General features: G+C 62.0%; 25 protein-coding genes. All 25 read right to left on the bottom strand.

All coding sequences use genetic code 11. The features are described from left to right. Positions 1-10: 10 nt before the first annotated feature. Positions 11-412 (bottom strand): hypothetical protein, encoded by a 402-nt coding sequence (locus HG718_RS00605; protein ID WP_160586604.1) that lies wholly within the window; start codon positions 410-412, stop codon positions 11-13. Then, the gene (locus HG718_RS00600; protein ID WP_160586603.1) at positions 412-750 is read right to left on the bottom strand and encodes a hypothetical protein; all 339 of its coding nucleotides are present in this window, start codon (positions 748-750) and stop codon (positions 412-414) included. Before HG718_RS00600 ends, HG718_RS00605 begins: the two co-directional genes overlap by 1 nt. Positions 751-771: 21 nt before the next feature. Next, on the bottom strand, positions 772-1,317 hold the full coding sequence (locus tag HG718_RS00595) for an antirestriction protein ArdA (protein ID WP_160586602.1): 546 nt from the start codon (positions 1,315-1,317) through the stop codon (positions 772-774). An 897-nt stretch (positions 1,318-2,214) separates the two neighbouring features. After that, positions 2,215-2,385, bottom strand: a complete 171-nt coding sequence (locus tag HG718_RS00590; protein ID WP_160586601.1) for a hypothetical protein — start codon at positions 2,383-2,385, stop codon at positions 2,215-2,217. Positions 2,386-2,551: 166 nt separating this feature from the next. Then, a complete protein-coding gene (gene terL / locus HG718_RS00585; RefSeq protein WP_160586600.1) occupies positions 2,552-4,243 on the bottom strand; it encodes a phage terminase large subunit in 1,692 nt (563 codons plus the stop codon). Between the two features lie 115 nt (positions 4,244-4,358). Beyond that, positions 4,359-4,595, bottom strand: coding sequence for a hypothetical protein (locus HG718_RS00580; RefSeq protein ID WP_160586599.1), 237 nt, complete (start codon positions 4,593-4,595; stop codon positions 4,359-4,361). Further along, a complete protein-coding gene (locus tag HG718_RS00575) occupies positions 4,585-4,824 on the bottom strand; it encodes a hypothetical protein (RefSeq protein ID WP_160586598.1) in 240 nt (79 codons plus the stop codon). The genes HG718_RS00580 and HG718_RS00575 overlap by 11 nt, the downstream gene beginning before the upstream one ends. Continuing rightward, a complete protein-coding gene (locus tag HG718_RS00570; protein WP_160586597.1) occupies positions 4,821-5,528 on the bottom strand; it encodes a fatty acid desaturase in 708 nt (235 codons plus the stop codon). The genes HG718_RS00575 and HG718_RS00570 overlap by 4 nt, the downstream gene beginning before the upstream one ends. After that, entirely contained in the window at positions 5,525-6,136 is a 612-nt protein-coding gene (locus HG718_RS00565; protein WP_160586596.1) for a pirin family protein, read from the bottom strand. The genes HG718_RS00570 and HG718_RS00565 overlap by 4 nt, the downstream gene beginning before the upstream one ends. Continuing rightward, on the bottom strand, positions 6,133-6,735 hold the full coding sequence (locus HG718_RS00560) for a hypothetical protein (RefSeq protein WP_160586595.1): 603 nt from the start codon (positions 6,733-6,735) through the stop codon (positions 6,133-6,135). The genes HG718_RS00565 and HG718_RS00560 overlap by 4 nt, the downstream gene beginning before the upstream one ends. After that, positions 6,735-8,162 carry a phage tail fiber domain-containing protein gene (locus HG718_RS00555; protein ID WP_160586594.1) on the bottom strand — a complete coding sequence of 476 codons (1,428 nt, stop codon included), beginning with the start codon at positions 8,160-8,162 and terminating at the stop codon, positions 6,735-6,737. The genes HG718_RS00560 and HG718_RS00555 overlap by 1 nt, the downstream gene beginning before the upstream one ends. Before the next feature lie 76 nt (positions 8,163-8,238). Next, positions 8,239-11,568, bottom strand: a complete 3,330-nt coding sequence (locus HG718_RS00550; protein ID WP_160586593.1) for a hypothetical protein — start codon at positions 11,566-11,568, stop codon at positions 8,239-8,241. A gap of 62 nt (positions 11,569-11,630) precedes the next feature. Next, positions 11,631-14,033, bottom strand: coding sequence for a hypothetical protein (locus tag HG718_RS00545; RefSeq protein ID WP_170080174.1), 2,403 nt, complete (start codon positions 14,031-14,033; stop codon positions 11,631-11,633). Positions 14,034-14,038: 5 nt separating this feature from the next. Next, entirely contained in the window at positions 14,039-14,761 is a 723-nt protein-coding gene (locus HG718_RS00540; RefSeq protein WP_160586591.1) for a virion core protein, T7 gp14 family, read from the bottom strand. 28 nt (positions 14,762-14,789) lie between these two features. Beyond that, positions 14,790-15,254: a hypothetical protein gene (locus tag HG718_RS00535; protein WP_160586590.1), complete on the bottom strand. Its 465-nt coding sequence runs from the start codon at positions 15,252-15,254 to the stop codon at positions 14,790-14,792. Continuing rightward, on the bottom strand, positions 15,254-17,620 hold the full coding sequence (locus tag HG718_RS00530) for a phage nozzle protein (protein ID WP_160586589.1): 2,367 nt from the start codon (positions 17,618-17,620) through the stop codon (positions 15,254-15,256). Before HG718_RS00530 ends, HG718_RS00535 begins: the two co-directional genes overlap by 1 nt. A gap of 2 nt (positions 17,621-17,622) precedes the next feature. Further along, positions 17,623-18,207: a phage tail protein gene (locus HG718_RS00525; RefSeq protein WP_160586588.1), complete on the bottom strand. Its 585-nt coding sequence runs from the start codon at positions 18,205-18,207 to the stop codon at positions 17,623-17,625. An 88-nt stretch (positions 18,208-18,295) separates the two neighbouring features. Further along, positions 18,296-19,348 (bottom strand): phage capsid protein, encoded by a 1,053-nt coding sequence (locus HG718_RS00520; protein ID WP_160586587.1) that lies wholly within the window; start codon positions 19,346-19,348, stop codon positions 18,296-18,298. 390 nt (positions 19,349-19,738) lie between these two features. Further along, entirely contained in the window at positions 19,739-19,930 is a 192-nt protein-coding gene (locus HG718_RS00515; RefSeq protein ID WP_160586586.1) for a hypothetical protein, read from the bottom strand. A 27-nt stretch (positions 19,931-19,957) separates the two neighbouring features. Further along, positions 19,958-20,164 carry a hypothetical protein gene (locus HG718_RS00510; protein WP_160586585.1) on the bottom strand — a complete coding sequence of 69 codons (207 nt, stop codon included), beginning with the start codon at positions 20,162-20,164 and terminating at the stop codon, positions 19,958-19,960. 12 nt (positions 20,165-20,176) lie between these two features. Beyond that, a complete protein-coding gene (locus tag HG718_RS00505) occupies positions 20,177-20,983 on the bottom strand; it encodes a capsid assembly protein (RefSeq protein ID WP_160586584.1) in 807 nt (268 codons plus the stop codon). 8 nt (positions 20,984-20,991) lie between these two features. After that, a complete protein-coding gene (locus HG718_RS00500; protein WP_160586583.1) occupies positions 20,992-22,521 on the bottom strand; it encodes a portal protein in 1,530 nt (509 codons plus the stop codon). A 5-nt stretch (positions 22,522-22,526) separates the two neighbouring features. Continuing rightward, positions 22,527-22,919 (bottom strand): hypothetical protein, encoded by a 393-nt coding sequence (locus HG718_RS00495; RefSeq protein WP_160586582.1) that lies wholly within the window; start codon positions 22,917-22,919, stop codon positions 22,527-22,529. A 4-nt stretch (positions 22,920-22,923) separates the two neighbouring features. Next, positions 22,924-23,112, bottom strand: a complete 189-nt coding sequence (locus tag HG718_RS00490; RefSeq protein WP_160586581.1) for a hypothetical protein — start codon at positions 23,110-23,112, stop codon at positions 22,924-22,926. A 247-nt stretch (positions 23,113-23,359) separates the two neighbouring features. Then, on the bottom strand, positions 23,360-23,848 hold the full coding sequence (locus HG718_RS00485) for a deoxynucleotide monophosphate kinase family protein (protein WP_160586580.1): 489 nt from the start codon (positions 23,846-23,848) through the stop codon (positions 23,360-23,362). Positions 23,849-24,006 lie beyond the last annotated feature (158 nt).

Below are 24,006 nucleotides of genomic sequence, written 5' to 3'. Positions count from 1 at the left end.
ATGCCTCCCATTAAAGGCGTTCTTTGGTGGTCGATTGGTTGATGATGTCGTCAAGGTCGCCTGCTAAGGCGTAGAGGTCGGCGGTGTCCGGCTCGGTCAGACCGGCAAGGCTGACCAGATCGTCACGCGCTTCCGCTATTGGAGCGATGATCGCGTTTAGGACGTTGAGCGCCGCGTCGAAATCCGCGAAGTCGCCAATGGCCGTGGCCTGCCCATCTGTATCCCGGCCATAGAGCGTCCAGAACACACCGGTCCCGCGCTCCTCCGCCACAGCGGCGGCTTCTTCATACGCCCCCTCATGGGTGTACACCATGTCCCCGATTTCGGGGTTATAGGACGTGTTCCCTAGGAAGCTGCGCGTTTCCCCATCGACCTCAACGCATGGCCGGATTTCGTAATAGACGAATTTCATCACGCGGCCTCCCGGACGTGGATGTCCTTAAGGCTCCGCAGCGCCTCCCGCGCCTCCCGCACCGCCTCGCGGACCATATCGCCGAAGTAGCCGCCAACGTCCCGGAAGTCCGCCGGGTCCGCATAGATCGACTGGCCCAAGTAGTCCGCGCCGATCATCTGACCGTCCAGATACACCGCAACGCGACTGTCAAAGGCCACGTAATGGCCGCTTTCCAGACCCTCCCGGACTTCCCCGGTATCGTCCCATGACAGGTCCAGATAATCGCAAGGCGTTATGTCCCAAGCGACTAGGAAGCGCTCGGTCTCAAATGTCCACATGCGTTCATAATGTCCCATTGTGACTACTCCCTTAGCGGATCAATGGTTCCAAAAGATGTGCAACTCGCCGCCGATATTGACGGACGTAATGTCGCCGCCGATTTCCATGTCCCGGCCCATCTTGTCCCAGTCAATGTAGTATTGGAGATGGTCCGGGATTTCGGACGTATCCTCGGTCAGTTCCTCCGCGAACTCCGCAAGGCTGTCATAAGTGCCCCGGTAGTTCTCCGCGATGTTCTGGGCCACATTGCAGATGTCGCCTCCGATCTCGTCTAGGTACGCGGCCACCAGCCGGGTTGCATCGCTCATGCCCATGTCCCGCTCAACTTCGGCCACCGCCTCGGCATATTCCGCCAGACCATCAAGTGACGGGTTTTCGCTGCTGCGGATTTCCAAGGGGAAAGCCCCATCGTAATCATGAATGGCCCATTCATCGCCGCGCCCGTTCTCCGCCAACATGGCGTCAATGTCATCGTTAAGGCCCTCGGCATCCCCGGCATAGTCCGCCAGATCAAACCAGCGTCCTAATAACCGGCCCTCGTTATATGCAGCCAAATCAGCCACATAGACCCGCAAATCACTCATGATCTCTGTCCCCTTAAGTGGATCGTGTTTCGCCCCTGCCTTGGGGCATCATCAGGCGACCGGCATTAGGCCGCGACACGTGCCCCTAGCGTTTCCCCTAGAGGCTCACCCTCGCTCCCGCCTACGCACCCAAGGTCTTCTGCTTCCGCTCTGGATACTGGTTCGGTCACTCCGCACTGGTTCCTGCCAGCCACGCGCCGCGCTTTGGTTTATCCCGTGGCGGTTGCGGTTCCGCCGTGGTCATCGGAGCGGTGCGCCCCGTTGACGTTGAGAAAGATATGTTCCCTTGTCGGAACAGTCAACACCCTTTTTGAAATTTTTTTAGACCAATGAAAACAACAGGTTAGACGGATATGGTGACGAAAAGCGTCACTAGACGGATTGTCAGAGGGGCGGGTTATGTCCCCTTATCGGTTCAATTCGTGTCCGGAGCGTGTCCCCCAAGGGCTGGCCCCTGCGGTGGTGGTGGTGGTGGTGGTGGTCATGCCCCGTGGCCCTAGGAGGCTCATAAAGAGTCCTAGAGTGCCCCTTAGGCTGGCCAGTGGTGATGTACCGGGCAGGGTCTAAACGCTTATCAGCGGGCAACCTTGCGAGTCCTAGAGGGTCTGTAAGTGTCCCCTAGGGCTGTGGTCCTGTCAGCAAAACCATATATGCCTCGCGGACGCCCGAAACGACCGGCCCGCAGGACACTCGCCGGGCACCTATTGGCCCCGATAGGTACCGGAGTGATCCACGATCTCACCCGGACCCAATGAAATCAATGGGTTAGCCTGAATGGTGACGGTAGATGGTGACGCAAAGCCCCCTGCACGATCCCCTAGGGGCCAGCGGACCCCCCTATGGGGGAAACTCCAGCCAGCCTATCCGATGATACCCGCTCAAATTTTTGCGGCAAAATCACCGGGTCCGGAGCATGTGGGGGTCCTCACGGTTCTCGCGGCGCTGCTTGCGGTCCACGTAGTCGATCCAGAGGTCGAACAGCTTTATCGGGAGGCCCATGAGGGTCAGGACGACCAGGAGACCAATGGTGTGCGTGAAGATGTCCCAGAGGGAGTTGAGAATATCCATGGCGGTGGGGGAGGACCCCCTCCCCTCGGGACTCTTACCGAGACCTTTGGGGAGGGTTCTTCGTACATCAATCAGGTGTCTTTAGGTGTCTTTAGGTGTCTGTAGGTATCCCTATGTATATCTTACAGGGAACCCTTTCCACCCTCCCTATAGGGGAACCTAATTATCACACACGGACCCATGAGGGGTTCCTGGGGCCTTTCCCACCGGCTGCCTGAATGAACTTCTGGAGTTCCTGGGCGAGGAGGGCCTCACGGTGCTCCTGCTGCCTCTTGGCGGCGTCCTGGGCCATCTTGTCGGTCCAGAAGGCGACAGCCATGGCGAGGGCGTCGAGGCGGTCGTCCTGCCCCAGGGCACCCTTATCGCGGGTGATCCGGGTCATCTGGTGGAACAGGCTATAGTGGTGGGCACGTTCCCCTGGGTACTCCTGGATGGACTGGTAGTCCTTCCGGATGACCTCCGGGTCCACGATGAGGCGGTGGGCGTTCATGACCGGCTCCAGGGTGTCGCAGATGCGCTTCTCCTTCTGGACCGAGTGCTTCACGCCGTCCTCGATCCGGCACGGGTAGATGCGCTGGAGGACCGGCTTGAACAACTGGGTGAACATGCCGTCTCCCCAGTTCTCCTCGATCACGATGGAGTTGACCTTGTTCCGCTTGGCAGCCTGGGCCAACTCGACCAGGACATCCTCCTCGTAACCGCCACGGAAGCCCATCACGTCAGGGACGTACAGGGACCCGTTGAGCATCTTGGTCACGGCGTAGGTCGTCTCGTCCTTACCACGCCCCGAGGGGTCGATCGCCATGACCGAGCCGGTGTACGGGGCCAGTTCCGGGTATCCTTCTGGGGACCGCGAGATGGCCATGGGGCGGTGGAAGCGGTCGCCCGCCAGGCCCACGTTGGGGAGGTCGTCAATCACCAGGTCGGGATCACCGGCCCACACGACGCGGGTGGGGGCCAGGTCGATGTCAACCGAGCGGACGATGAGGTCTCTCAGGCGGAGCGGGTAGCGGTCGGCGTCCGACAGGCTGGTGTCCAGCATGAACTGGAGGGAGTAGCCGGAGCGTCCATAGGACAGCTTACGTTTCTCCAGGTCCTCCTCATCGAAGCGCTTGGGGTCCACCGGCATACCGGCCTGGGCGGTCCCCAGGTCGAGCGCCTCGGCTACCATGGGGGCCAAGCGATCCCCGTAGGCCAGTCGGACCTTCTCGTCGGGATACTGAGCGGGCCACACGCGGATTTCGTAACCACGCTGGGGGAGGACGTTGTAGAGGGACTGCTCGCACTGGGGAGTACCCAGATACGTCACCTTACCGATGTCCGGTTTGATGATGGCGTCGAACTCCTTCACACGCTCGGCCAGCTTGTCTCGCATAACCTGGGTCTCGGAGTTCTTGGGGACCTCCACGTCATCCGCAACGATCTCGTCGGCACGGGAGCCGGTAAGCTGCCCGAAGATGCCGACCGATTTCACGGACGGGGAGTGCGAGGCGCGGGCCGGGCCAACGTCGAACATGATGTTGGAGTCTCGGCAACCTGGCCGGGGCCGGAGATGGGCCAGGACCGGCATCTCAGCGATCAGCCGCTTGGCGAAGGTGGAGAACTGGTCAGAGCGTTCCTTGGAGGCCGATACGACCAGGATGTTCACATGGGGGTCCAGGTAGAGCCGCCAGACCACGTAGGCGGCGGTGATCCACGACTTGCCGACGCCCCGGAACGCTTCGATGATTTTTCGGTCGGGGCCGTGCTGGAGGTATGCGGCAATGTCGTACTGGACTGGCGTTGGGTCGGGGAGACACAGGTGCTTCCATACGAGGTAGAGGAAGTTCCTGAAATCCCGGAGTTGGTCTAAGATCATTGCTCCCTTATGGGTACAGAAGGGCCAGGGAGGCCCGCTGAGTGGGGTCTGGGGGATGTCCGGTGTGATTGCCTTCGGAGACCCAAACGCCCACCAGCGGACTCCTGAGAGGCTTCTAGGACTGCTCGCCCGTTATGGACTGCGGGAAGGGAAGGATGTCTGCCAGCTTCTGCGTGGCGGAGTCCGCATTACTGGACCCGATATCGGCCTCGATGCCGTTGTCCTTGAGGAACTTGACGGCTGCCGAGATGTCGGCGGGCTTGGCCTCACCAGACTGAATGCGTCGGGTAAGCTCCTCCGCTACGGCGGTGTGGAGACGCTCAAGGGCCTCCTCGGATGCTTTAGAAGACAATGAAGCCTCCAGTGAACAAGAAGGTGAGTATGGAGGACACGAACCCGATACCGGCGGCTGCGCCGACTACCCAGGTCTGGGATCGCTCAAGCCGGTCTGTCCGGTCTTCGAGGTCCTCGATTTGCTTTTCCTGACGGGCTGACTGGGCCAGGAACCCGTCGATCTTCCCCTCGACCCGTCCGAGCATCAGGTAGATGTCGCTATGGGTGGGGGTGCGGTTTTCGTTCATGTGTCAGTGCGGATGCGGTTGATTATCCAGGTGGCCGGGCCGTCCTGGGAGACATCCGTGGCGTTCCGGTGATGGGCGGCGTGGTTGTGCTCGCCCATAGTCAGGATGGCATTCAGCCAGCCACGTGTCGCAGGACCGTCCAGGCCGTGGTTGAAGACGCTGAGGATCAATCCGAAGTGGGTCAACGCGATCGGAAGGGCGAACCCGTAGATGATCCCAGGAAGCCCGAAGACAGCGCATAACGCCAGGTGGAGTAGTGCTACTGAGGGACCATGCCGGTGGAAGAACTCCACAGGCCGCTGGCGGAGAAGCCGTCCCAGGAACATACGGGGCACCGGAGCATCTGCGCCGTGGAAGGCGTAGAGCGCTGCCCGCCAGCCAAGAAGGGCTGGAGAGTGCGGATCGCCTGGCTGGTCCACGTATCGGTGGTGGTTGAAGTGCTGGGCTGCCCACTCCACGGGACTCATATGGGACCCGAGGAAGCCCGCGCCGGTCCCTACCCACTCCCAGAAAGGGGAGGTCCTGAACGCCCGGTGGGCCAGGCGACGGTGGTAGGTGACGGACATCCCTACACCCCCGAACAGGACGAACAGGGCGAGGGAGACCGCGAGACCGGCGGGAGAGAAGGCCAACACCAGTCCGCCCACCGCGACCGCCGTGGAGACGATCTGGAGGGCGGTCAGGTAGAGGAGCTTCTGGTTCACACCGATAGCTCCTCAAGGGTCGTGGGGAACTCGTCACGCTTCCAGAAAGTGACCCCGAGGGTCTTGGAGAGGGCTTCGATCTCCACGTCCTCGTCATCCGGAAGCGCGATCAGGTCATTGGGGTCGATCTCCCCGCCGTCCAGGAGCGCCTCGCCTTTCCCGAGATAGAGGAAGGTATCAGCGCCACGGGCGGGAAGCGTCAGGACTTCGCCTGCCCCGATCATCACGATCTCCCGGTCGAACCATTCAGGCTCGCGGGGTTGGATGCAAACGTAGCCATTCCCACGGGGGTCTTCGGTTGTGATGACGTAGCCCCGCTTACCACGGACCTTGAAGGCCCCGTCGCCCTGCGTGAACACATGCCCGCCATTCGGGAGGTCAGGACAGGAGAACCGCCAGGCCCCGCGAGTGACCAGGAGAATCTCCGGATGCGGAGTATAGCCGGGCTTGTTGGGGAACTCAGGGAGTCCGGAAGACGCCAGGTGGTGCTCCTGACCGGCAGCGACATCGAACATGCGCCAGATGTTGAACCGGGGCGTCCGGGCCATCTGGTACTGCGTATCGCCGCCGGGAGCGAAGGGGTTGGGCTTCCAGTTGAGTTTCGTCATGCTGCAATCGTGATTGTGGTTGAGGGGAAGGACGTAAATCCGGAACTGATATTCCACCGCCAGTAGCGGCCATTGGTGCCGTTAATGCTGCCCCCTCCGGCCACGGCGGCGGAGCCCGCTGAGAATGTGCCGAGACCGGGAATGGTCAGGGTGCTCCAGGAAGGGGTCGGCACGGCGTTGTTGAGGACCAATTCGAGCAGGTACTCATTGGGGGTCCCGTTGGTGTAGATCATCCTGGTTATGTACAAGCCGGAGAGGGAGGCCCCGACGCCGAGAATGGGCGTCTTCGGACTCGCGCTTCCGATGGCGCTGGCCGGGCTACGCAGGGAGAGAGTCGCCCGGTCTGAGTACCCCGAGGTATATTGCGTCCCTATCTGGGTGCCGGACTTCGCGTCGTTAATGGGCCATGAGCCGAATCCGGACGAGATAGCCGCCTGGAACCCAGCCGACTTTCCATAGAAGTCCGAGAACTTGATGACCCCCGAGCCGGGGACGCCAGGAGCCGCCCCGTAATACTCAGAGAGGCTGTGAGGAGCGGCCCCGCCGAACTCCCCCGCGATCTGGCTGAGGGAGATCGGGCCGGAAGACTGGAGGGCCATTAGCGACCCTCCAATGCTGCCACGCGGTTCTCCAGGGCCTTGACGGCCTCGACCAGGAGGCCGACGAGGTTCCCGTAGGCGACCGACAGGAAGCCGTCCTCGTTCTCCAGGACTGCCTCGGGAGCGACCGCCGCAACGTCCTGAGCGATCAGGCCGGTGCCGCGCTTGCCGTTATCCGTGCGCCGGAAGGTCACGCCCTCCAACTGCCGCAGCTTCTCAAGCGGGTACGGGATGGTCTCCACGTCCTTCTTGAGGCGTCGATCGGAGTACGCCGTGATATCCCCGGCAGCCGTGAAAGCGCCCGTCACATACCCGTTGCCGGAGCCATAGAGCGCGTAGCTGCCATAGCCGAGGAAGCCGGTAGCCGAGGCGTCATGGTTGACGCCCGCCACCCCACCATGGCTCGACTGCATCGCCCTGCCGTAGATGGCGTGGTTGCCATCAGCCTGGCCATAGACTGCATAGTGGCCATACTCATTGAGGCCGTAGAGGGCCGGTGCCGTTCCATCCGGAGCGTTCGCCCGGAGGGTCACGCTCCAGACCTGCGCGGCGGTCATGGCGTTGTTCACGTCGAGCTTCATCACGGTACTCAGGCCGAGGTTCGACAGGGCGGCGGCGGTGTTGTCCAGGTCTGCGAGGTTCTGGCCGGTCTGGAGGTAATCACTCGGATCGACGGACGAAGCGGACGCGGCGGCGTCAGCGGCGCTTTGGGCTGCGGCGTCAGCATACCCACTGGCGTCGTTGGAGAAGCCCTGGGCAGCATCCTTCTCGGCTTCGGCCTTCTTCATCCAGTGATAGGCGGAATAACCGGCGGGGTTCTCACCATCATTGACGGCGGCGTCCTCGCCAGCCATGGACCAGAGACGGGCCTTCGCCACGTAGTGACGCGCCGAGTGTCCTGCGGGATTCACGCCATCGTTGACCGAAGTGCCTTCGTCCGCGCCTGCCCAGTCCTTGGCCTTCTCGGCCCAGTGGTAGGCAGAGTATCCCGCCGGGTTGTCGCCATCATTGACCAGAGTGTCCGCAACGGTCGTAGCCCAGGCGTGAGCCTCGTCGCGGTACTCCTCGGTCTCGGCCTTGTCGGAGGCGATGGCGTCACGCGCCTCAGCCCCCAGGTTGTCGTATGCCTCCTGCACCACGTGGATGATCTGGATGGCGGACTTGTCGAGGTCCGTCTCCCGGAGGATCGAGCCATCCTTGAAGTCCACGAGGCGAGTATCGCGCGGCGTCTCGCGCTGCACCTTAACGGTCACGCCGTTGGCAGGGGCGGTGTCCATCCGAACCGTGCCGGAGTCCAGGAACGAGAAGGCCGTGGTGGCCTCATCATCCAGAGAGACCTTCACGAAGTCGGAGGAGAGGTAGTCGAATGGGATGGGGAAGTCAGTGTTAGACCCATCGCCTGTGTATTCGATAAACGTCTGTGCCATTTAGGTTCCCAAAAAGAGAAAGGCCCCAGGGATCACCCCCAGGGCCTTGTGGCTGTCTTGAAGTTTTCGGTCGGAGCTACTTGGAGGACTCAGGGAGGTCCAAGGCATCCCCGAGCATCTGGAGACCGTTCTGGACGCCGTTGGCGTTCTGGAGGATCAGCGCCCGCGTGAGGGCGTTGTAGTCCTTCTCCGAGAACTGGTAGTCCGGATTGAGGGCCGACGCTGTTGCGCCCCGCGTTGCCTTGAGGGCCTGATTGAGCAGATCGACACTCGGGTTGCCGAAGAACGCCCCAGCGGACATGCCGGTCGTCCTGGCGTGGGCGAAGATGGGATCGCTCCCGTAAAGCTCCGCCCCCGTATCAATCCCGACAGGCAGGATAGAAGCCCATCCGGCTCGGTAGAATGCCGCCGACCCCAGGGCCGTGGGGTTGAGACGCTCGCGGAGGTAATCCTGGGCATCATCCCGGCCCGCAGCGCTTGCGGCGGCCATCAAAGCGTAGCCAATCCCGCCGAACACGAGGGAGCCGAGGAAGGACGCATAGGTCTCGAAGTCGGCCATACGCACACCGTGGATGGTCTGCTTGGCCCACGACACCATCATGAAGCTGCGGAACTGGAAGATGATCTTGCCGACATCCGTAGTCATGAACTGGGCGAGGTCGCCTATGTCGTTCTTCTGGATCGCCCGCCTCATCCAGCGCTGGATACCGAACACGAAGGCATCGCGGGCCACCGGGTCATCCCATTCATCCAGGTTGAGGGTCTTCACCCGCTTCCCGGTGAGGGGACCTTCCGTGTACCCCACATGCTTCCTCATCTGTGCGAATACCCGCTCGGCAGTCTCGTCGTTGAGTCCGAGGGACAGGAGCCGCTTCTTGGAGAGTTTACGGCCCTTCCCGGTCGCCATGTCAGCGAAGCGCTGTACGGCGGCGCGGGCACCCATACGCTCCAGGGCGATATTGATGGGGTGCATGAAGGAGATGTCGGCCACCGTCCGAGTAGCGAGATGGAGGCCCTTGTCCACCTTGTTGGCGGTACGCAACTCCGGGATGTCCATGTCGTCGAAACGGCCCAACGGGTTCTGCAAGATTCGATCGGTGCCGGGGGCAACCATGGCCTCCAACTCACGTGCAAGCTGGTCGTCCAACTCGCCCGTCTCGATCCTCTTGAAGACCTTGCGGAGTGCCGGGACGTGCCGGAGCGTGGCCCGCATACCGAACTGACCGAGTACGTTCCCGATCTCGGCAATCTGCGCGAAGCCTACCTTGCCCATCACACGGGCGAAGTTGTAGTCCCGGAGCATCCTCCCGGCCCTGCGCATGGAAGCGAAGCGGTTGAGGTCAGCGAGCGGCTGCCCGAGGACGCCCTTCTTGAGGGTCTCCAGGACGGCCAGCTCCTCCTCCATCTTCTGCTTCGAGTAGCCGGGGACCTTTGACGCCGATTTCCGGATGTCGTTCACCCAGTTGTCGAAGTCGTTCTGGCCCTTGAAGCCCTGCCGGGCCATGCCGATGATCCCGGACATCTGACGGACGTAGGACTGCATGATGACCTCGGCATGGTCCTCAAAGAGGTCCTGGACGCTCAGGGTCTCCTGCTGGCCGGTCTGCGGATCACGGACACGCATTGAGTAGGTCTCATCCAAACCAAGACGGCGCTTGGCGCGGGAGGACTTCCCCATGTTGTCCCGCTGCGTGATGTAGAGCATATCTTCGATCTGCTCGTCGCTGATCGACTGCCCGGCTTCCTTAAGCTCCTTCGTGAGGAGTTCACGGAGCCACTCGCGCTGATCGTTCGAGAACATGGTTGAGGACCCCTGGTCCACGCCCCACCCTGCCCGATCCACTGTGCGGCGGTAGGCAGCGGCGATTGCGCTGGCCGCTTCCTCGTCCAGGTCAGCGGACCCCCGCATGATCGCGCGGGTCAGGAGCAGGTCGATTGTGGCGTCACCGAACCGCTCCCGGAGGCTGGACCAGCGCTCCAGCGAGTGGACACGCATGAGGTAGGAGGAGTTCTCGGGGACCTCATCGAAGCCCCGGACGCCTGCCTTCTTGGCCATCTCCAGGAGATTGCGGTTAGTCTCACGGATAGCGTCAGCGGCCTGCTTCACGTACTTGTCGGTGGAGAAGTTCGGATCGCGGACGGTGCGGCCCACGGCCTTGGCGAAGTCGTCGCGCTGCTTTATCTGCTGCACCCAGTTGACCCCGTTCTCCTTCGCCCATCCTTTGAAGGCTTGGTTGAAGGAGCGGTTCACGCGGGTCATCTCAGTGTTGAAGATGTTGACGCTGGACTCCCACGCGGTGGCCGCTTGGGGCCTGCCGGTGGTCCGGATTCCCGAGGGGTTCGGCGTGAGGAGGTCCGCAGCGAACGCAACCATCGGGTGCTTCGAGCGGGCCATCTGGGAATACATATCCCACTGGGCCGTCACGTCGCCCGCCACGGGGCGGTACTCCTCGGCCAGGGCAAACTTGTCCTGCACCTGCTTGGACGTGAAGTCCTCCACATACGGGTTGAAGGCGGCGGACACGTTACCGCCGAAGGACTTGCCGGTTTCGCCGGCGGTCTCCTGAGTGACGATCTCGCCCTCGTCGGTGACGGTCGTGACCACCTGCTTAGGAGTGGCTCCTGTGAGGCCCTGTTCGATCCCCTCCTCGATCGTGATGTCGTCAATGAGGCGGTGAGCGTTCTCGGCCAGGGCGCGGTCCATCTCGACCTGAGCGGCGGACTTGCCGAGAGTCCCGCCCACGGCACCGCCGAGTACAAGGCCGGTCGCTCCGGCTATGACGACATCGTTGAGGTCTCGGTACGGATCGAACTGAGCGATTGCCCCCTCAACACCTGCGTTGATCGTGCCTGCTAGAGCGCCCGTGCGGATGGCCCGCTGGAGGCGCGAGAGGCGCGTCCCCCAGATGGCTGGAGCCGCCACGCCTTCGGTGGCCACGGTAGCCCCAATGGCGACCGGATCGAGAATGGCGGCAGTGACGCGGGCCGCTGTGCCTGTGAGGCCCTGATCCTGGAGGCGCTGCTGCACTGTCCGGATGTCTTCGAGTTGCCCTCGGATGGCCTGCGCGTGGGCGAAGCTGGTGGCCTCGGACAGGCGATCGGAGAACATTTCGACCTCCTCGGGACTGAGACCGCCGAAGATTTCCTCACGCTGTTTTTCGTCAAGGGCGTCGTAAGAGAACTCCGGGTCCGGATCAAACTCCGGCATGTTCATTGAGCGGAGCGCCCAGGCCCCAAGCCATTCGGAGTCGATGGCGTCCTTTACGATCTGGAGGGTACCAACGTCCTCGACCTCGGCCTGCCGGGCCTTCTCGGCCTCGTACCGCATTTCGTCGGTGAACTGGCGGGCCGGGAGGAACTGATCCTCCGGATTTGCCTCCGGGGCCTCCACGGTGAACTCAGGCAAAGGCTCGCGGCTCTTGGAAATGCGAGGCCGAATTACGGCCCCGCTAAGGTAACGATCAGGCATTATCCTCCTCTGCGGGCAATCTCTTGGTCAACGATGTCCTTGATCTCGCCCTGATACAATGCGGACTTTCTGAGGTTCTCCAGGGCCTCTATGGGAAGTCCCCGGACCTGCTCGCGGGCAGCCCCCATATCGGTGAGGTCGAACACGCGAGTTTCCTCGACGTTCTCGATGGCCTGCTGCTTACGAGCGCTTTCCAGGTAATCAAGCTGCTTCTGTGTGAACGACCCGGCCAAGAGGGGCACTTCCTCGCCGCCCTCCACCACAGCCCCGAGAGGCCGCGAAACGGTGGGCACGGGCATGAGGGTCTCCTTGTTGACCAAGACCCAGGCAGTCTGCTGCCCCTGGTGCCGGGGGATCAGTACGAGGTCGTCCGGGTCTTCGACCCCGAAGGCGTCACCGAGGCCACTATCCACGAAACGCCTGGCGGCGAATGCGGACAGGTCCTCGATATTGCTCGGCACACGGACGTTGGTTTTATTGATGGCCACGCCGTTCACCACCTGGTGAGTATCGGCCACGACATCCACGGCCCGCTCGTAAGCCATCTCCTTGTCCCAGCCTTCGAGCAGGTAGCCGCGAGCCGTCTTCTGCACGAGACGCTCCAGATAGACGCTGTTCTTCGGCTCCTCGTCCCAGAACCACCCCGTCATCTTCGACTTGAGACTGTTCACGTAGTCATTCATCTCGGAGCGGGACGGGTTGTCGAGCTGGGTGTCGGTCAGGGTTGCGCTGTTCATGCGGGCCTGGGCTGCCAGGGCGATGGCCTGGGTCCGGTCCCCAACGGCCACCGTCTGCTCATTGAGCATCACCGTGTCGTAGAAGCGCTGCGTCTTCTCGTCGAGATACTGGGAGGCCAAGGCGCGGGCACCGTTGGCGTCCATCATCTCGTACCAAGATACGGCGTCGGCCAGGACGGACGGGACATTGCCCTCTGCCAGGTTCTTCATGCCGAAGGTGTTCGGGGCCACGCGCATGACGGATTTCAAACGCTGATCGACATACCCTGACTGCTGGAGGAACTGCGTATATCGCGCAGCGACCTCCGGGTTCTCGGTGGGGCTGAACCCCTCGGTGATCCCGAGGCTCCGGCGGACACCATCCAGGACCATCTCGACGGTCTCGTTCTTCGTGAGGGAGGCCGTCTTCCCGTTGGGGAGCGGCACTTCAACGGCCCCGACAGAATGGATCGAGGAGGGATCAGCAAGGACCTGAGAGGTCAGGGCTGTCACTTCCAGGGTCAGGCTGTTGCGGGCGTGTTGCTCCGCGGCGGCCTCTGCGGCTGCTTTGGCGATTGCCTCCCGCTTGGCCTGCGCGGTTCCAATAAGACCCGCGACCTGCTTGGGCGAAAGGAGGTCTTCAACAAGGCCCTGGTTGGCCTCGATGACCCCCTCCACGTCCAGACCCTCCGCCGCGTTTCGGTAGAGGTCAACGATGAAGCCAAAGTTCTCCTCGGCCATACGCTCGTTGCGGCGGGCCTCGGCGGTCTTGAGGATGGTATCCACACGGTCGGCGTGGCTGCGCACCTTGGAAAGGGCTGGAACGGATTCACCGTTCTTCCCTGTGCGTGGGGAGTTGAGGAGCGCGTCCACGACCCCATCGTGCCCCTGGTCTGCGGCCCAAGCCGCCATGTCCAGGACCAACTCGTCCATCCGCCGGTTGCTCATGTTGAGGTCGGTGCCGGGTCCGAACTCCCCATACATGGCCCGGACCGCCTCGTTCACGGAAGCCGGATCGGAGCCGAACTCAACTCCCTGCTCGATCAGGTCAACGCCAATCTGGAAGAAGTTCTGATCGGCCTCGTTACGGAGGCGCTGGGCACGGTACTCTTGCTCCGCCACCTGCATCTGCGGGACGATCTCGGCCATGACGGACCTATATCCGTCAGCAAACCACTCAGAGGGCGAAGAACTCAGCGATGCCTGCATCTGTTGGTTGATGAGGTCCTGGAGGCTCGTCGTCTCCAGGTCGATGTTCCCCGCCTTGAGGTCCGCCGCGAGCGCGTTGTACTCCCGATAAGCCTTCCGGAGGCCGTACTGGCGGTCCAGCGCGGCGATGTAGCGATCGCCTATAGTCTCCCGCTGCTCCTTGTAGAATGCCTCGGCCTGCGCGGCGTCCATCGTGGCGAACTTGTTGTAGAGGTCCTTGCCAACTTCCCGCTGACGGCGCTGGTAGTAGTCGTCCACGAACCCCTGGAGCTTCGGGTTGAGCTCAAGGAGACTCTCCGCAAGCTGGTACGTTTTTCGATGCTCAAGGGGCGTGGGCGGTGCCGGGAGCGTCGGAGCCTCCGGCATGTCCGGGCGGGCAGGGGCCACCGGGCCGGGGTTCCGCTGGAAGACGCGGGGCTTTGCCACGGTAGATACTGGAGAAGCGACAGGGCGGAAGCCCTGCTTCTGGATCGGCATTCGGTTTAGCTCCTATTCCACCCGCCGGTTGACGGGGTGCTGTTCTTGGTGAGGCTCCGGTATCCACTGATACCTGCGCCGAGGACATCACCGATCAACTGACCCCGGCTGGGCTGGGGCACCGGAGCGGTTGGCATGACCGGCGAGGTCGGAGCCGCCCTCGTCGGCGGCGCGATCGGCTGGAAGGTCTGCAAGGGAAGCTGGTTGATGGCGGAGTCCGCGCGGGCTTTCAGGCCCAGAGCTTCGAGGGACAACTGGCGGCTGATAGCCTGGCGGTTTCGGTCGATGCTGGTGAGGGCTTCGCCTACCTGACGATCCGTATCGTTCACCAACATACGGGCGGTGATCCCAGCGATCCCGCGCTCGGCTGCGGCCACCTGTGCAGTAGCGGCCTCGGAGCGGCCCTGGCGGATGGCCTCCTCGCCGTAGAGTTGCGCTGCAATCGCTTCCTCGGTAGCGCGGAGGAGCAGAGTCCCTAGCTGGTTCACGTAGTCCTTCTTTATGAGACCTACGGACTCATCGAACCACTCGGCCTGGCGCTGGAACTCGTCTCTCTGGTACGCGAGAATATCATTCGCATACTGAATGTCCTGCGCATAGACCTCGTTGTTGTACTCCTCGATGCGTCGGCGGTGCCGGTCAGCTAGGTACGCCTGTGCCTGGCGGTAGGTCTCCGCTTCGGCGGCATACTCCGCCTGCTCGCTCCATGAGGAGGCGGCGGAGAACATACTGGCACCAGTAATGGCGAGCGTTGGGCTACACATTGTGGAACTTGTAGATTTCCTGAAAGGGGCGTCCTTCGACGCCGAAGTTTTCGTGGACGGCTCCGAACTCCCACCCACACCAACGAAGCCATTTCATGTGGACCTCGTTCCGGATGTCGATGAAGTTGAAAAGCCAGTCGTAGTGGTCGTCCACCAGCTTCTCCATCCAATAGGTGTTCCGAAGGAACCATATGGAGTGGTCCTCCAAAGACGTGCTGGCCATCATCCACGCAAGACCGCAGGTCGGGTCGTGGGGAGACGGGGAGGCCCCGAAGATCGTCAGGACCTCCCCCTCATGCTCAATGACGTACCGCTGGGCGGAGACCTTGAAACTCTCCACTAGACCTTCAAGAGGCTCGTAACCCGCAAAGGCCCTCAACTCCGCTGCATCAGCGGGGCGGAGGTTTGGGGCGAGGTTGTGGCAGTCCTCAAGGACCGCCGAACGGACTGTTGGCATTATCCCATCCTCTGAGACCGGACGATGTACTGCGCCTCCCAGTCCGCGTTGAGGAAGCGGCTGGGGAACGGGCTATCGTTCACGATCTCAATATCGACGTTGAAGTTGTTGGCCATGATCGGGAACCGGAACTTGCCGGTCTCAATACCCCCCTGCCCCAGAGGGCTGCGGGCGGAGCCGACCACTCGGCCAGAGAAGACGTACTCGTAAGGGGAGCGTCGGAAGGGCGTCACCTGGACCCGGAAGTAGCCGCTATCCGCGAAATTCAGGGTCATGCGGCGAAGCTGGAGGCGTCCGTCCGTGTTGGCGATTACGCCGCCGCCCGGTGCCTCCTCGCGGAGAACCAGGGGCGAGAACTTGTATCGCTTGACGTACTTACGGCCCACAAAGAACCCGCCGCCGGTCACGTCCCCCATGGTCTTGATCGTGGTCGGGGAGACTACCTCATGGCTCTTGATGAACCCGCCGGGAAGCTCCTCGACAGTGCCACGGCCAACGATCTGGAGTTCGTTCTCCTCCGCATACGGAAGGGTGATCGTCGTCCGGTCGGTGATCGGATCGTACACCATCTGACAGTCGGCATCCGTTATGCGCCGATCCAGGTGGACCCGGAACCCAAGGTCCTCGTCGGTTTTACCCGGCTCGATGTCCATGCGCTCCAGGTAGAGACCGTCAGACCTCTGCACGACAATCCAGAGGGTAGATACGACGAAGTCCGCGTTGAGGATTTTCTCCCCATCGGCCCACGTCCACTCGTGCCAGGCCGACTGGACCTTCTCACCGCCGTCAGCGAAGTACCACTGATAGACGTAGATGCGATCGGCCTTGTCTTCGGTGAGCGCGATCATGACGCTTTCGTTGGCCGAAGCTGCCAGCTTGAATACGTCGCCGGGGATCAGCTTGGGCACATGCGCCGTGATGTCGGTCGCGTCGTTCTGCTTCGTATCGCCATCCGTGTAGTATTCCCGGACGGTCGAGTAGGACCCTTTAGGTGCAACGAAATAGACGAAGCGCCCTGCCCCAACGGGACGCGAGCGAAGGTTCGTCTCGAACTCCGTGGTCTGGTTGATGGCTGCGGTGCGGGGCGTCAGGTACTCGTTAGCACCCACGACAAACTGGGTCTGATCGGAGAACAGGAGCAGACTCTCGTTGAACGGCACCGCGTGACGGAGGATGCTCACCTTCACGTGCGACACGGCAACGTCGATCGGATCGGTGTCCAGGATGGACGTGACCGTCTCCCGCCAGAAGTGGAAGAAGTCCCCCGACCGCGAGAAGACCACATTCTCGTCCGAGATGAAGCCTAGCCGGTTGCGGTAGAAGAAGATGTCGTTGATCCGGAAGCCGACGAAGCTCGGCTCAGGTGCCGTCTCCTCGTCACCGGCCACGCAGTCATTCCATTCGTTGGCCTTGAAGGTGAACGTCCCGTCAGACTCGCGGACCAGGGAATGTGGCATCGTGGCGGCGTCGAAGCGGATGTCACGTCCCGGCTTGGGGATTTCGATCCACACACCGACCTGCCGGGCACCGTTACCGTCATCGTATTCGACATAGTAGTTGTCGAAGCCGTTGACCGGCGACCCCACGATCTCCACCTGGAAGCCGTGCTTGGCTCGGGGCGGGAGTTCATCGAAGGTCTGGACCTCATCCTTGATGCTTTGAAGCGCGAGGTCCGCGAAGGAATCCTCGGTGGACAGATTGAAGTCCGCACCGTCCGCTCGGGAGATGTGGAGGGACGAGCCGAAGCGCTCGCAGGAGTAACCGTTCACCCCGTCAATGGCCGTGCAAAGCTGCTCCGCAATGTGATCCGTCTGGATCAAGGAGCCGTCATTGTCCGGGGTGGTGTAGGCCGCTGTTACGTCAGCGGGGCCGGACAACTCCACCTTATAGTCAGTGGAATAGTTGCCCTGGCGAACCCATACGAGGGCCGCAGGGTCCTGCTGGGTGGCTTGGACGGAGGCGTCCATGGCGACCGTCTTGGTCTTGTTCACAATGAACGTATAGTCCGCGATGGTGACTGCGGAGAAGCTCGTGGCGGGGGACGCAGCGCCCAGATACGCAACGCCGTCCGGGGTGTTCACCGTCTTCTCATTCCCATCGAAGTCGAAGACGCGGATCGACTGGTCGCCCAGGATCGCAATGTACCGCTCGGTGGAGTCGCGGTTAATCATGTGGACGTAGGCGCTGGAGTGATCTCCATCGGCCAGCTTTGCCACGTGTTCCGTAGGCGGACGCTTCGTCAGCCCCTCCACAATGGACGAATAGCAATTCTCCTGGAGTTCCGCCTGGGAGGCCAGCCGGAGCGCAAAGGGCTGCTGGGAGACGCCGTTGATAAGGTTCGGGATGGGGGCGGAGATGATAGCCATCGTTAGAAGCCCCCGTGAGCGCGGCGGCTGAGGACGCTCCGCACCGGCACACTGACCCGCATATTGTAGTCGGCATTGGCCGCTTCGTGGTTCTGGAGGATAACCCAGGCCCGCTGTTCGTCGGCCTTGTTGAAGCCGGAGAGGACCTCGGAGCCGACCACGCGGTCCTGGAACTTACGGCCCGAGCGGACGGCGATGTAGGCGCGGGCGGTCTCGGGGATTTCCTCGAAGTCGAGCAGGCGCACGATGTCCACCAGGACGGCTCTGCCGATGTCGTAGGTGTGGTTCACGCGGTCCCAGAGACGGTTCCCCCGCTGCACCACGTCCAGGGTGGTGTCCACGGCATCGACCCGGAGCGTGTTGCTGGGGAGCAGGACCTCACCATCGTTGGTGGCAGCCAGGGAGTAACCGCGATCGGTGTTCCAATGCCAGCCATGCGACTGGACTTCTCGGTTTGTCTCATCGAACACCTGCTTTGCGAGGGCAGCATCCACGATGCCGGTGTCGTCCACCGAGTTCACCGGGGCTTCCCCGATGATCGACAGCATCAGGTTGATGGCGTCGAGTTTCGTAGTGAGAGTCGTCAAGGGCATTCCCCTGAAAAAATAGGGAGACCCCCGAAGGAGCCTCCCTATTAGTTGATCCTCAAGCTGAACTAATCCCTTAGCGGAACGATTAGTCCAGAATGACGCTGGCGGTGATGGACTGGTTGGCCACGAGGTTCGCCTTCGTGTCGTTGGCGATCTCGACCAGACCTTCCGGACGCAGGCCATCGTGGCCCACGGCGTACTTGGCGACCATGAAGGTGGCCTGGTGACGCACGGAGTATTCCATCTCCATGGCGAGGTCCATGAGCTTCAAGGTGCCCACGGCGCTCGGGTGCATGACAAGGGCCGAAGTCTTGGTGAAGTCACCGGCATACTTCGGGCCGTTGCCCTGATCCGGACCAGCGGCGGTGCCGGTCGTGATGTTGGTCTTCGGCAGGTTGTTGGTCATCACCACACGCATACCGGCAATCACCGGCAGGTCGGCGTCGGCGTAGGAGCCGCGACCACCCCAGTCCTTGTTGAGCAGGTCCTTGTTCTGGACAAGGCGGTAGAACTCAGCGGGGCGCACGAAGATGAAGCATTCCTCGACCGGGATGTCCTTCTCGGCCAGCTTCTCAGCGGCGACGTAGAAGGCTTCGGTAAGGTGGGAGCCGTTCGTGGCAAAGTCGGCGGAAGACGGAGCGCCCGCGTAGTCAGTCGGGATGACCAGACCGTCACCGTGGCCCTCGGCACCGGCGATGTTTGCGGTGTCGCGGGCGGTGCGCACAGCAACCTGGGCGATGTGCTGATCCATCTGACGGGCCAGCGCCGCGCCCATCTCGTAAGAATACTTCTCACGGACATCGTAGTGGTTCATCGCCTCGTCGATGTTGGCGATGGACTTCTGGGCCACGAGCAGGTCGTCAATGGTGATGACCCGTTCGGTGTGCTTGATGGTGCCGCCAGTCAGTTCGACGCCAGGCGTGTGGTAAGCCGCCGAGGTCTTACCCATCACGGGGAACTGAGCGGACTTGCCATGCGTGATGGTGCGGACGTAGTGCTTGTCCAGGAAGACATTCGTTTCCGCGAAGGACGTGAGGACTTCACCAGAGAAGACCTTGAGAAAGAGCTTGGTATCCTTGGCGTAGGTGCCAGTATCGCCCTGGTCAGCACCAAGGCGGGATACGATAAAGTTCGCCATTCGTTGAACCTCTGTGAGTGTTTCGGAAGTTGGTGGCTCCCGCTGAACGCTCACGCTCACGCAAGGTTGTCCGCCTCGGCGGGCCAGGGTTACGTGTAGTGTTCTGTTGGGTAGCTCGGAGCGCCCGCCTAAAGAGGCGCGACGGCATGTTCCGTACACAGAGGGTATTGGCAGTAGAAAAGGGGCGGGTTTTGGGTTAGCGGAGGATTGCCCGCAGTCCTCCGGGCGCGGGAGCTACCCGCGTAGTAAGCGGTGGCTCAGAAAGAACCACTATCGCTTGGATCGGTTGTGCAGAAGTGCTCCCACTTTGCGTTGTGGGCGGCGATCTCCCTTACGGTGCCGCTGGTGTCACTTCTGGAATAGCTGATCGGCCTAAAGATCGCGCACTCGTCAGTCGCGGCGATACTTAAGCAGCCACTCAGGGGGATCATTAGGGTCAAGGCGACGAAGAACTTCTTCATGGATCGCATTGGCCTCCTCTCGATCGTCCCTAGATTCCTCATCCAGCACTGCCTGGACCTCCTTGGCGAAGGTCCGCTTGATGGACCACTCGCGGTAGAGGGCCAGGAGGCTGGTGAGCAATGACAGAAGGCGTCCTATGAACGCCATCTAGGAGAGCTTGGACTCGCCCGGAAGCTGCTTGGTCTTGCGCGACACACCGGCCAGCGCTTCCAGGAACTTGTACACCTTGCCGACGACCTTATCGTCCTCGGGGGTGTCGGTCATGGCGGTCACAGCGACGGCCACGCCGTGGACTGCGAACAGGACGGCCAGGACGGCTTCCCAGTTCGCTGCGATGAATGCGAAGATTTCCATATTGATCCTCGTTTAGAAGAAGGTAGCGGCGGCGATTTTCCGCTCGACCTCAGCGCGGTAGGCCGGGTCCTTGCGATAACGCGGGTCGGACATGGCCTCTTGCATCTGAGCTTGCGACTGGAAGCCTTCCGAAGCCGTCGATGCCTGACCGGCCAACAGGGTCGGCTCGGAGCCGGACGCGCCCGTGAAGCGGGCATACAGACCGGATACGGCCATCCGGGCCTGGGCCATGTCGCCACTCTCGACGGCGGTGTTGAATGCCTCGATCTCCTCATCCGGGAGATTCTGCGCGGCCCACTGGACCATCTTGGTGTAGCTGTCTTTCCCGCCAACGGTCTCGTAGATGGCGTTCTCGGCCTGCGCGATGAGGGCTTTCTGAGCCTCGATCCAGTTGTCCACGAACGGACGGTTGAAGCCCGCCTCCTGGAGCGTCGCATAGTCGTCGGGGGTGAGTTCCCCGGTCTCCATATAACGAGCCTGGAGTTCACCGAAGTCGATGCCGTGACCCTTGAGGGTGTTGGAGACCTCGGCCTGGTTCGACGCGAAGTTCGGGGCCTGTCCGCTGTCCTGCTGCGGCTGATCCTGGGGGTCCGGGGACGGCTGATCCTCCGGAGTATCTGCGGCTGCCTGCGTACCCAGCTTGGCCTCCAGGGCCTTGTAGGCATCAGCAAGAGCCTGCGGGTTCTCGAACTTCTCCGGCAGCCACTCTGGGCGGGTGTTGGAGTCGGGGGCCGGGGTGGCCGGTTCAGTCTGGGAGGGGACGGGAGCGTCCGGGCCGGTTTCGTTCACCGGCATGACGACGCTGACTGTTTCTGACATTCAGTTCCTTACTGACTTGGTACGCCTCCGCCCTGACCCATCTGCTTGACGAGTTCGGGGCCGAGGTTCTGGATAAGGGCCTGCATCTGCGAGTTCTGCTGATCGGCCTGGAGTTCCTCGCGGGACTTCACGAGACCGTCCATGTCGATCCCAAGGTTCGTCCCCACGCGCTTGATGAAGTCTTCGGCGCGGATGGCTGCCGTGAACGCTTCGGGGCCGAGGGAGTCGGAGATGACGCGGCCAAACATCATGAGGCGGTTGAGATCATGGCCACGGCCAAGCGCTTCAACGCCCGTGATGATCGTCGGTCGGACCATATCCTCGGGAAGCTGCGGGAGGCGGTTATCCTCCTGCATCCGATACATGACGCGGCGGACCAGCGGGTGCTGGAACTCCTGCGACAGGATCGAGTACACACCGCCCAGCGCGTCATCCAACTCTGACGACACGCGGCGGACTTCCTCGGCGGTGACACGCTCGGCGTCCCGCTGGACGGACTCCATGAGCAGGAAAGCCTGGGCCAGCCGGGCGGTAATCATCTCGATTGTCTGGAGGGCCACCCGGAAGTCGCCCAGCTTGTCCACTTGGAGGACGGTCACGTCATCGGCGTTGCCGGTGCGTACATCCAGGTTCTTGGACTCGGCAATGACCGACGCCTGCGTGGTGCTGTTCGGGTCCACAAGGAATAGGACCTTGGCGGCGGCGGCGCTGCCTTCAACGATGGCCTCAGTGAGACCCTCAAGGGAGCGGAGGTCGCCTATGTATTCCTCGACGTGACCCCTGCCGTAATCCTCGCCGTCGATCTTAGCCCAGCGGAGGGCGATCCAGGGCGACTTGTCCACCGGAACCGATCCCTTGGTGCCGGGGACGATCTCGCCCTCGACCTCTTGGTGCATCAGCATCTTGTCGCCTTCGCGGCGGACGTAGGTGAACAGCTTGACCGTCTTCTGGTCATTGACGCCCTTGGACTTGATGCGGTCCTTGAGCTTCTTGCGGAGTTCCTCGGGCAGCGCTGCCGGAGAGACCTCCTCTTTGACGACGATCTCCAGGATGTTGCCCATGGGATCGCGCTTGACCACGTAGCGATCGAGCCGGAACACCTTCATACCCCCGGTAGGCGGTAGGTAGAGGAGGACGTTACCGGCATTGAGAAGCTGTTTGAGCGCCTCGAAGGCGGACACGCGGATTGCGGTCGCCTCGATCTCGGTCATGACAGTGCGTTCGATGTCTCCCAGGGTCTTTTCGACCTCGGAGCGGGCCTCGGGACGATCGCCGGCGATTTCAGCCAGCGCGAAGTCGTCTATGGAAAGGCGGAAGAAGGGTGCCGAAGGCGGTAAGAGCGCCAGCAACAGCTTCGCTGCTAGATTGTTCACGCCCCGCGCCCCCATCCCCTGGTACGGGGTGGGCAGGTCTGACGACCCCGAAGTGCCCTCCTCGGGCATCAGGCTCGGGATCGTCAGCTTTGCGCATTCACGGGCGCGGGTCAGGTAGGGCGTTCGTGAGCCTTCGAGCTGCGCGTAGCGCTCGGCTGCTGTCAACGGGTCTAACCTCGCGGGATGTTAAGCCCCGTACCGGACGCGCCAACATTCGCGGAGAGGGGGATGCGCAGGGAACTGCGGCCTTTCCGGCGGCTGGAGATTGAACGCTCAGTCTCCGACGCGGTGGCGGCGGTGGCCTGCTTCTTCTCCACAACAGGAGCAACAATCGGCTGCGTTGAGGCCTGCCGGGCTTCCTGTAGCCACTTACGCTGGTCTTCGTTGAACTGCTTCTGCATCTGCATGAACTCGTCACGCTGCTTGTTCAACTGCTCCTGCTGCTGGCGAATCTGCTCCATCGTCTGCGGATCAGGGCCGCTATCTTGAACGACGACCTGCGGAGACTGGGGCTTCGGGGGGCTGAAGATGTTCTTAACGACTTTGAGGGGGTTGCCACACATGGGCCTATTTCCCGATCAAGATGTTGTCGTTCTGCTGGGTGTTCTGCTGCTTGAGAAAGTCCACGACCTTCCGCGCTCCTACGGCCATCCAAATCTTCCGGTCACTCCAATCGGGGTGCGGGCAGCGATCTGGAAAGCGGCCATCGAGCGCCTTAATGAGGTCGTCGGGGACAATAGGAAACGGATCGTTCAATGCCGTGTATCCTTATAGGGGAACCTTTTTGCTGACTGGGGACCTCCCCCAAGGCCGCTCACGAGTCGCCTCCCCGATCGGGAGGTACGCTCGCGGCGGTGTCTTGGTGGAGGATCGGCGGGACGGGCAGGCGGGAGGGTTCCGGATACTTCCTCTCTTCCCTGCGCTCATTCCCCGCCAGCGCTCAAAGCGCTACCCAGACGGGACAACACGCGCGAACCCAAAGAGTCCGGAGGGCGGCGCGTGGTTATACGAAGTGCTCCTCGCCCAGATACTTTCGGGTCGGGCGGTCTCCGAGAAGCTGACGCTCGGCGCGGACCTTGAGAACGTCGAGCGAGCTATCGTTGATGATCGTCTCGTCAAACCTGTAGCTGCCGAGCAGGCCATCGCTGACGTGGAGGACGGGCGGCCCTCCCATTCCTGGACGGAACACGTAGGCCATCACGCCTCCTAGCTCCTTGACCACGGCGGCTTCGTTCGGGAACCGGATGTCATCGACTACCACCTTGGTCCGGGATTCGAGGGCGTCACGGATGCGGGCTTCCGCCACCTTGATCCATAGGTCTTCGTGGATCAGGTCCCGGCCCCACTCGGTACCGATGCTCTGCATCATCCACCGTCCCGTCACACCGTCCAGGCCGGGGATGGTCTCGTCCTTGAGGTCGCCCTCCAGATACCGGAGGAGTTCCTCCTCGGACCCCGTGGGGAATAGGTGACGGAGCAAGACCATCAGCATGGTCTTAAGGACCGAGGCACACTTGATGCGGACGAACCCGTGCTCATCACACAGGAAGTCCGCGATTTCTGATTTACCACACTGAGGGATGTCGGAATACAGACCGATCAGGCGTGGTGATACTAGGTTAAAAATTGTCTTCTCCAGTTTAACTAGAG

The sequence above is a fragment of the Pyruvatibacter mobilis genome (genome assembly GCF_012848855.1).
GTDB lineage: Bacteria > Pseudomonadota > Alphaproteobacteria > CGMCC-115125 > CGMCC-115125 > Pyruvatibacter > Pyruvatibacter mobilis.
This window is presented reverse-complemented; position numbering and strand designations above follow the sequence as displayed.

Coding starts and splice junctions, on each gene's coding strand:
- HG718_RS00605 (WP_160586604.1), bottom strand. CDS start 412: ATGAAATTCGTCTATTACGAAATCCGGCCATGCGTTGAGGTCGATGGG.
- HG718_RS00600 (WP_160586603.1), bottom strand. CDS start 750: ATGGGACATTATGAACGCATGTGGACATTTGAGACCGAGCGCTTCCTA.
- HG718_RS00595 (WP_160586602.1), bottom strand. CDS start 1,317: ATGAGTGATTTGCGGGTCTATGTGGCTGATTTGGCTGCATATAACGAG.
- HG718_RS00590 (WP_160586601.1), bottom strand. CDS start 2,385: ATGGATATTCTCAACTCCCTCTGGGACATCTTCACGCACACCATTGGT.
- terL (WP_160586600.1), bottom strand. CDS start 4,243: ATGATCTTAGACCAACTCCGGGATTTCAGGAACTTCCTCTACCTCGTA.
- HG718_RS00575 (WP_160586598.1), bottom strand. CDS start 4,824: ATGAACGAAAACCGCACCCCCACCCATAGCGACATCTACCTGATGCTC.
- HG718_RS00565 (WP_160586596.1), bottom strand. CDS start 6,136: ATGACGAAACTCAACTGGAAGCCCAACCCCTTCGCTCCCGGCGGCGAT.
- HG718_RS00560 (WP_160586595.1), bottom strand. CDS start 6,735: ATGGCCCTCCAGTCTTCCGGCCCGATCTCCCTCAGCCAGATCGCGGGG.
- HG718_RS00555 (WP_160586594.1), bottom strand. CDS start 8,162: ATGGCACAGACGTTTATCGAATACACAGGCGATGGGTCTAACACTGAC.
- HG718_RS00545 (WP_170080174.1), bottom strand. CDS start 14,033: ATGCCGATCCAGAAGCAGGGCTTCCGCCCTGTCGCTTCTCCAGTATCT.
- HG718_RS00540 (WP_160586591.1), bottom strand. CDS start 14,761: ATGTTCTCCGCCGCCTCCTCATGGAGCGAGCAGGCGGAGTATGCCGCC.
- HG718_RS00535 (WP_160586590.1), bottom strand. CDS start 15,254: ATGCCAACAGTCCGTTCGGCGGTCCTTGAGGACTGCCACAACCTCGCC.
- HG718_RS00530 (WP_160586589.1), bottom strand. CDS start 17,620: ATGGCTATCATCTCCGCCCCCATCCCGAACCTTATCAACGGCGTCTCC.
- HG718_RS00520 (WP_160586587.1), bottom strand. CDS start 19,348: ATGGCGAACTTTATCGTATCCCGCCTTGGTGCTGACCAGGGCGATACT.
- HG718_RS00510 (WP_160586585.1), bottom strand. CDS start 20,164: ATGGAAATCTTCGCATTCATCGCAGCGAACTGGGAAGCCGTCCTGGCC.
- HG718_RS00505 (WP_160586584.1), bottom strand. CDS start 20,983: ATGTCAGAAACAGTCAGCGTCGTCATGCCGGTGAACGAAACCGGCCCG.
- HG718_RS00495 (WP_160586582.1), bottom strand. CDS start 22,919: ATGTGTGGCAACCCCCTCAAAGTCGTTAAGAACATCTTCAGCCCCCCG.
- HG718_RS00485 (WP_160586580.1), bottom strand. CDS start 23,848: ATGCTGATGGTCTTGCTCCGTCACCTATTCCCCACGGGGTCCGAGGAG.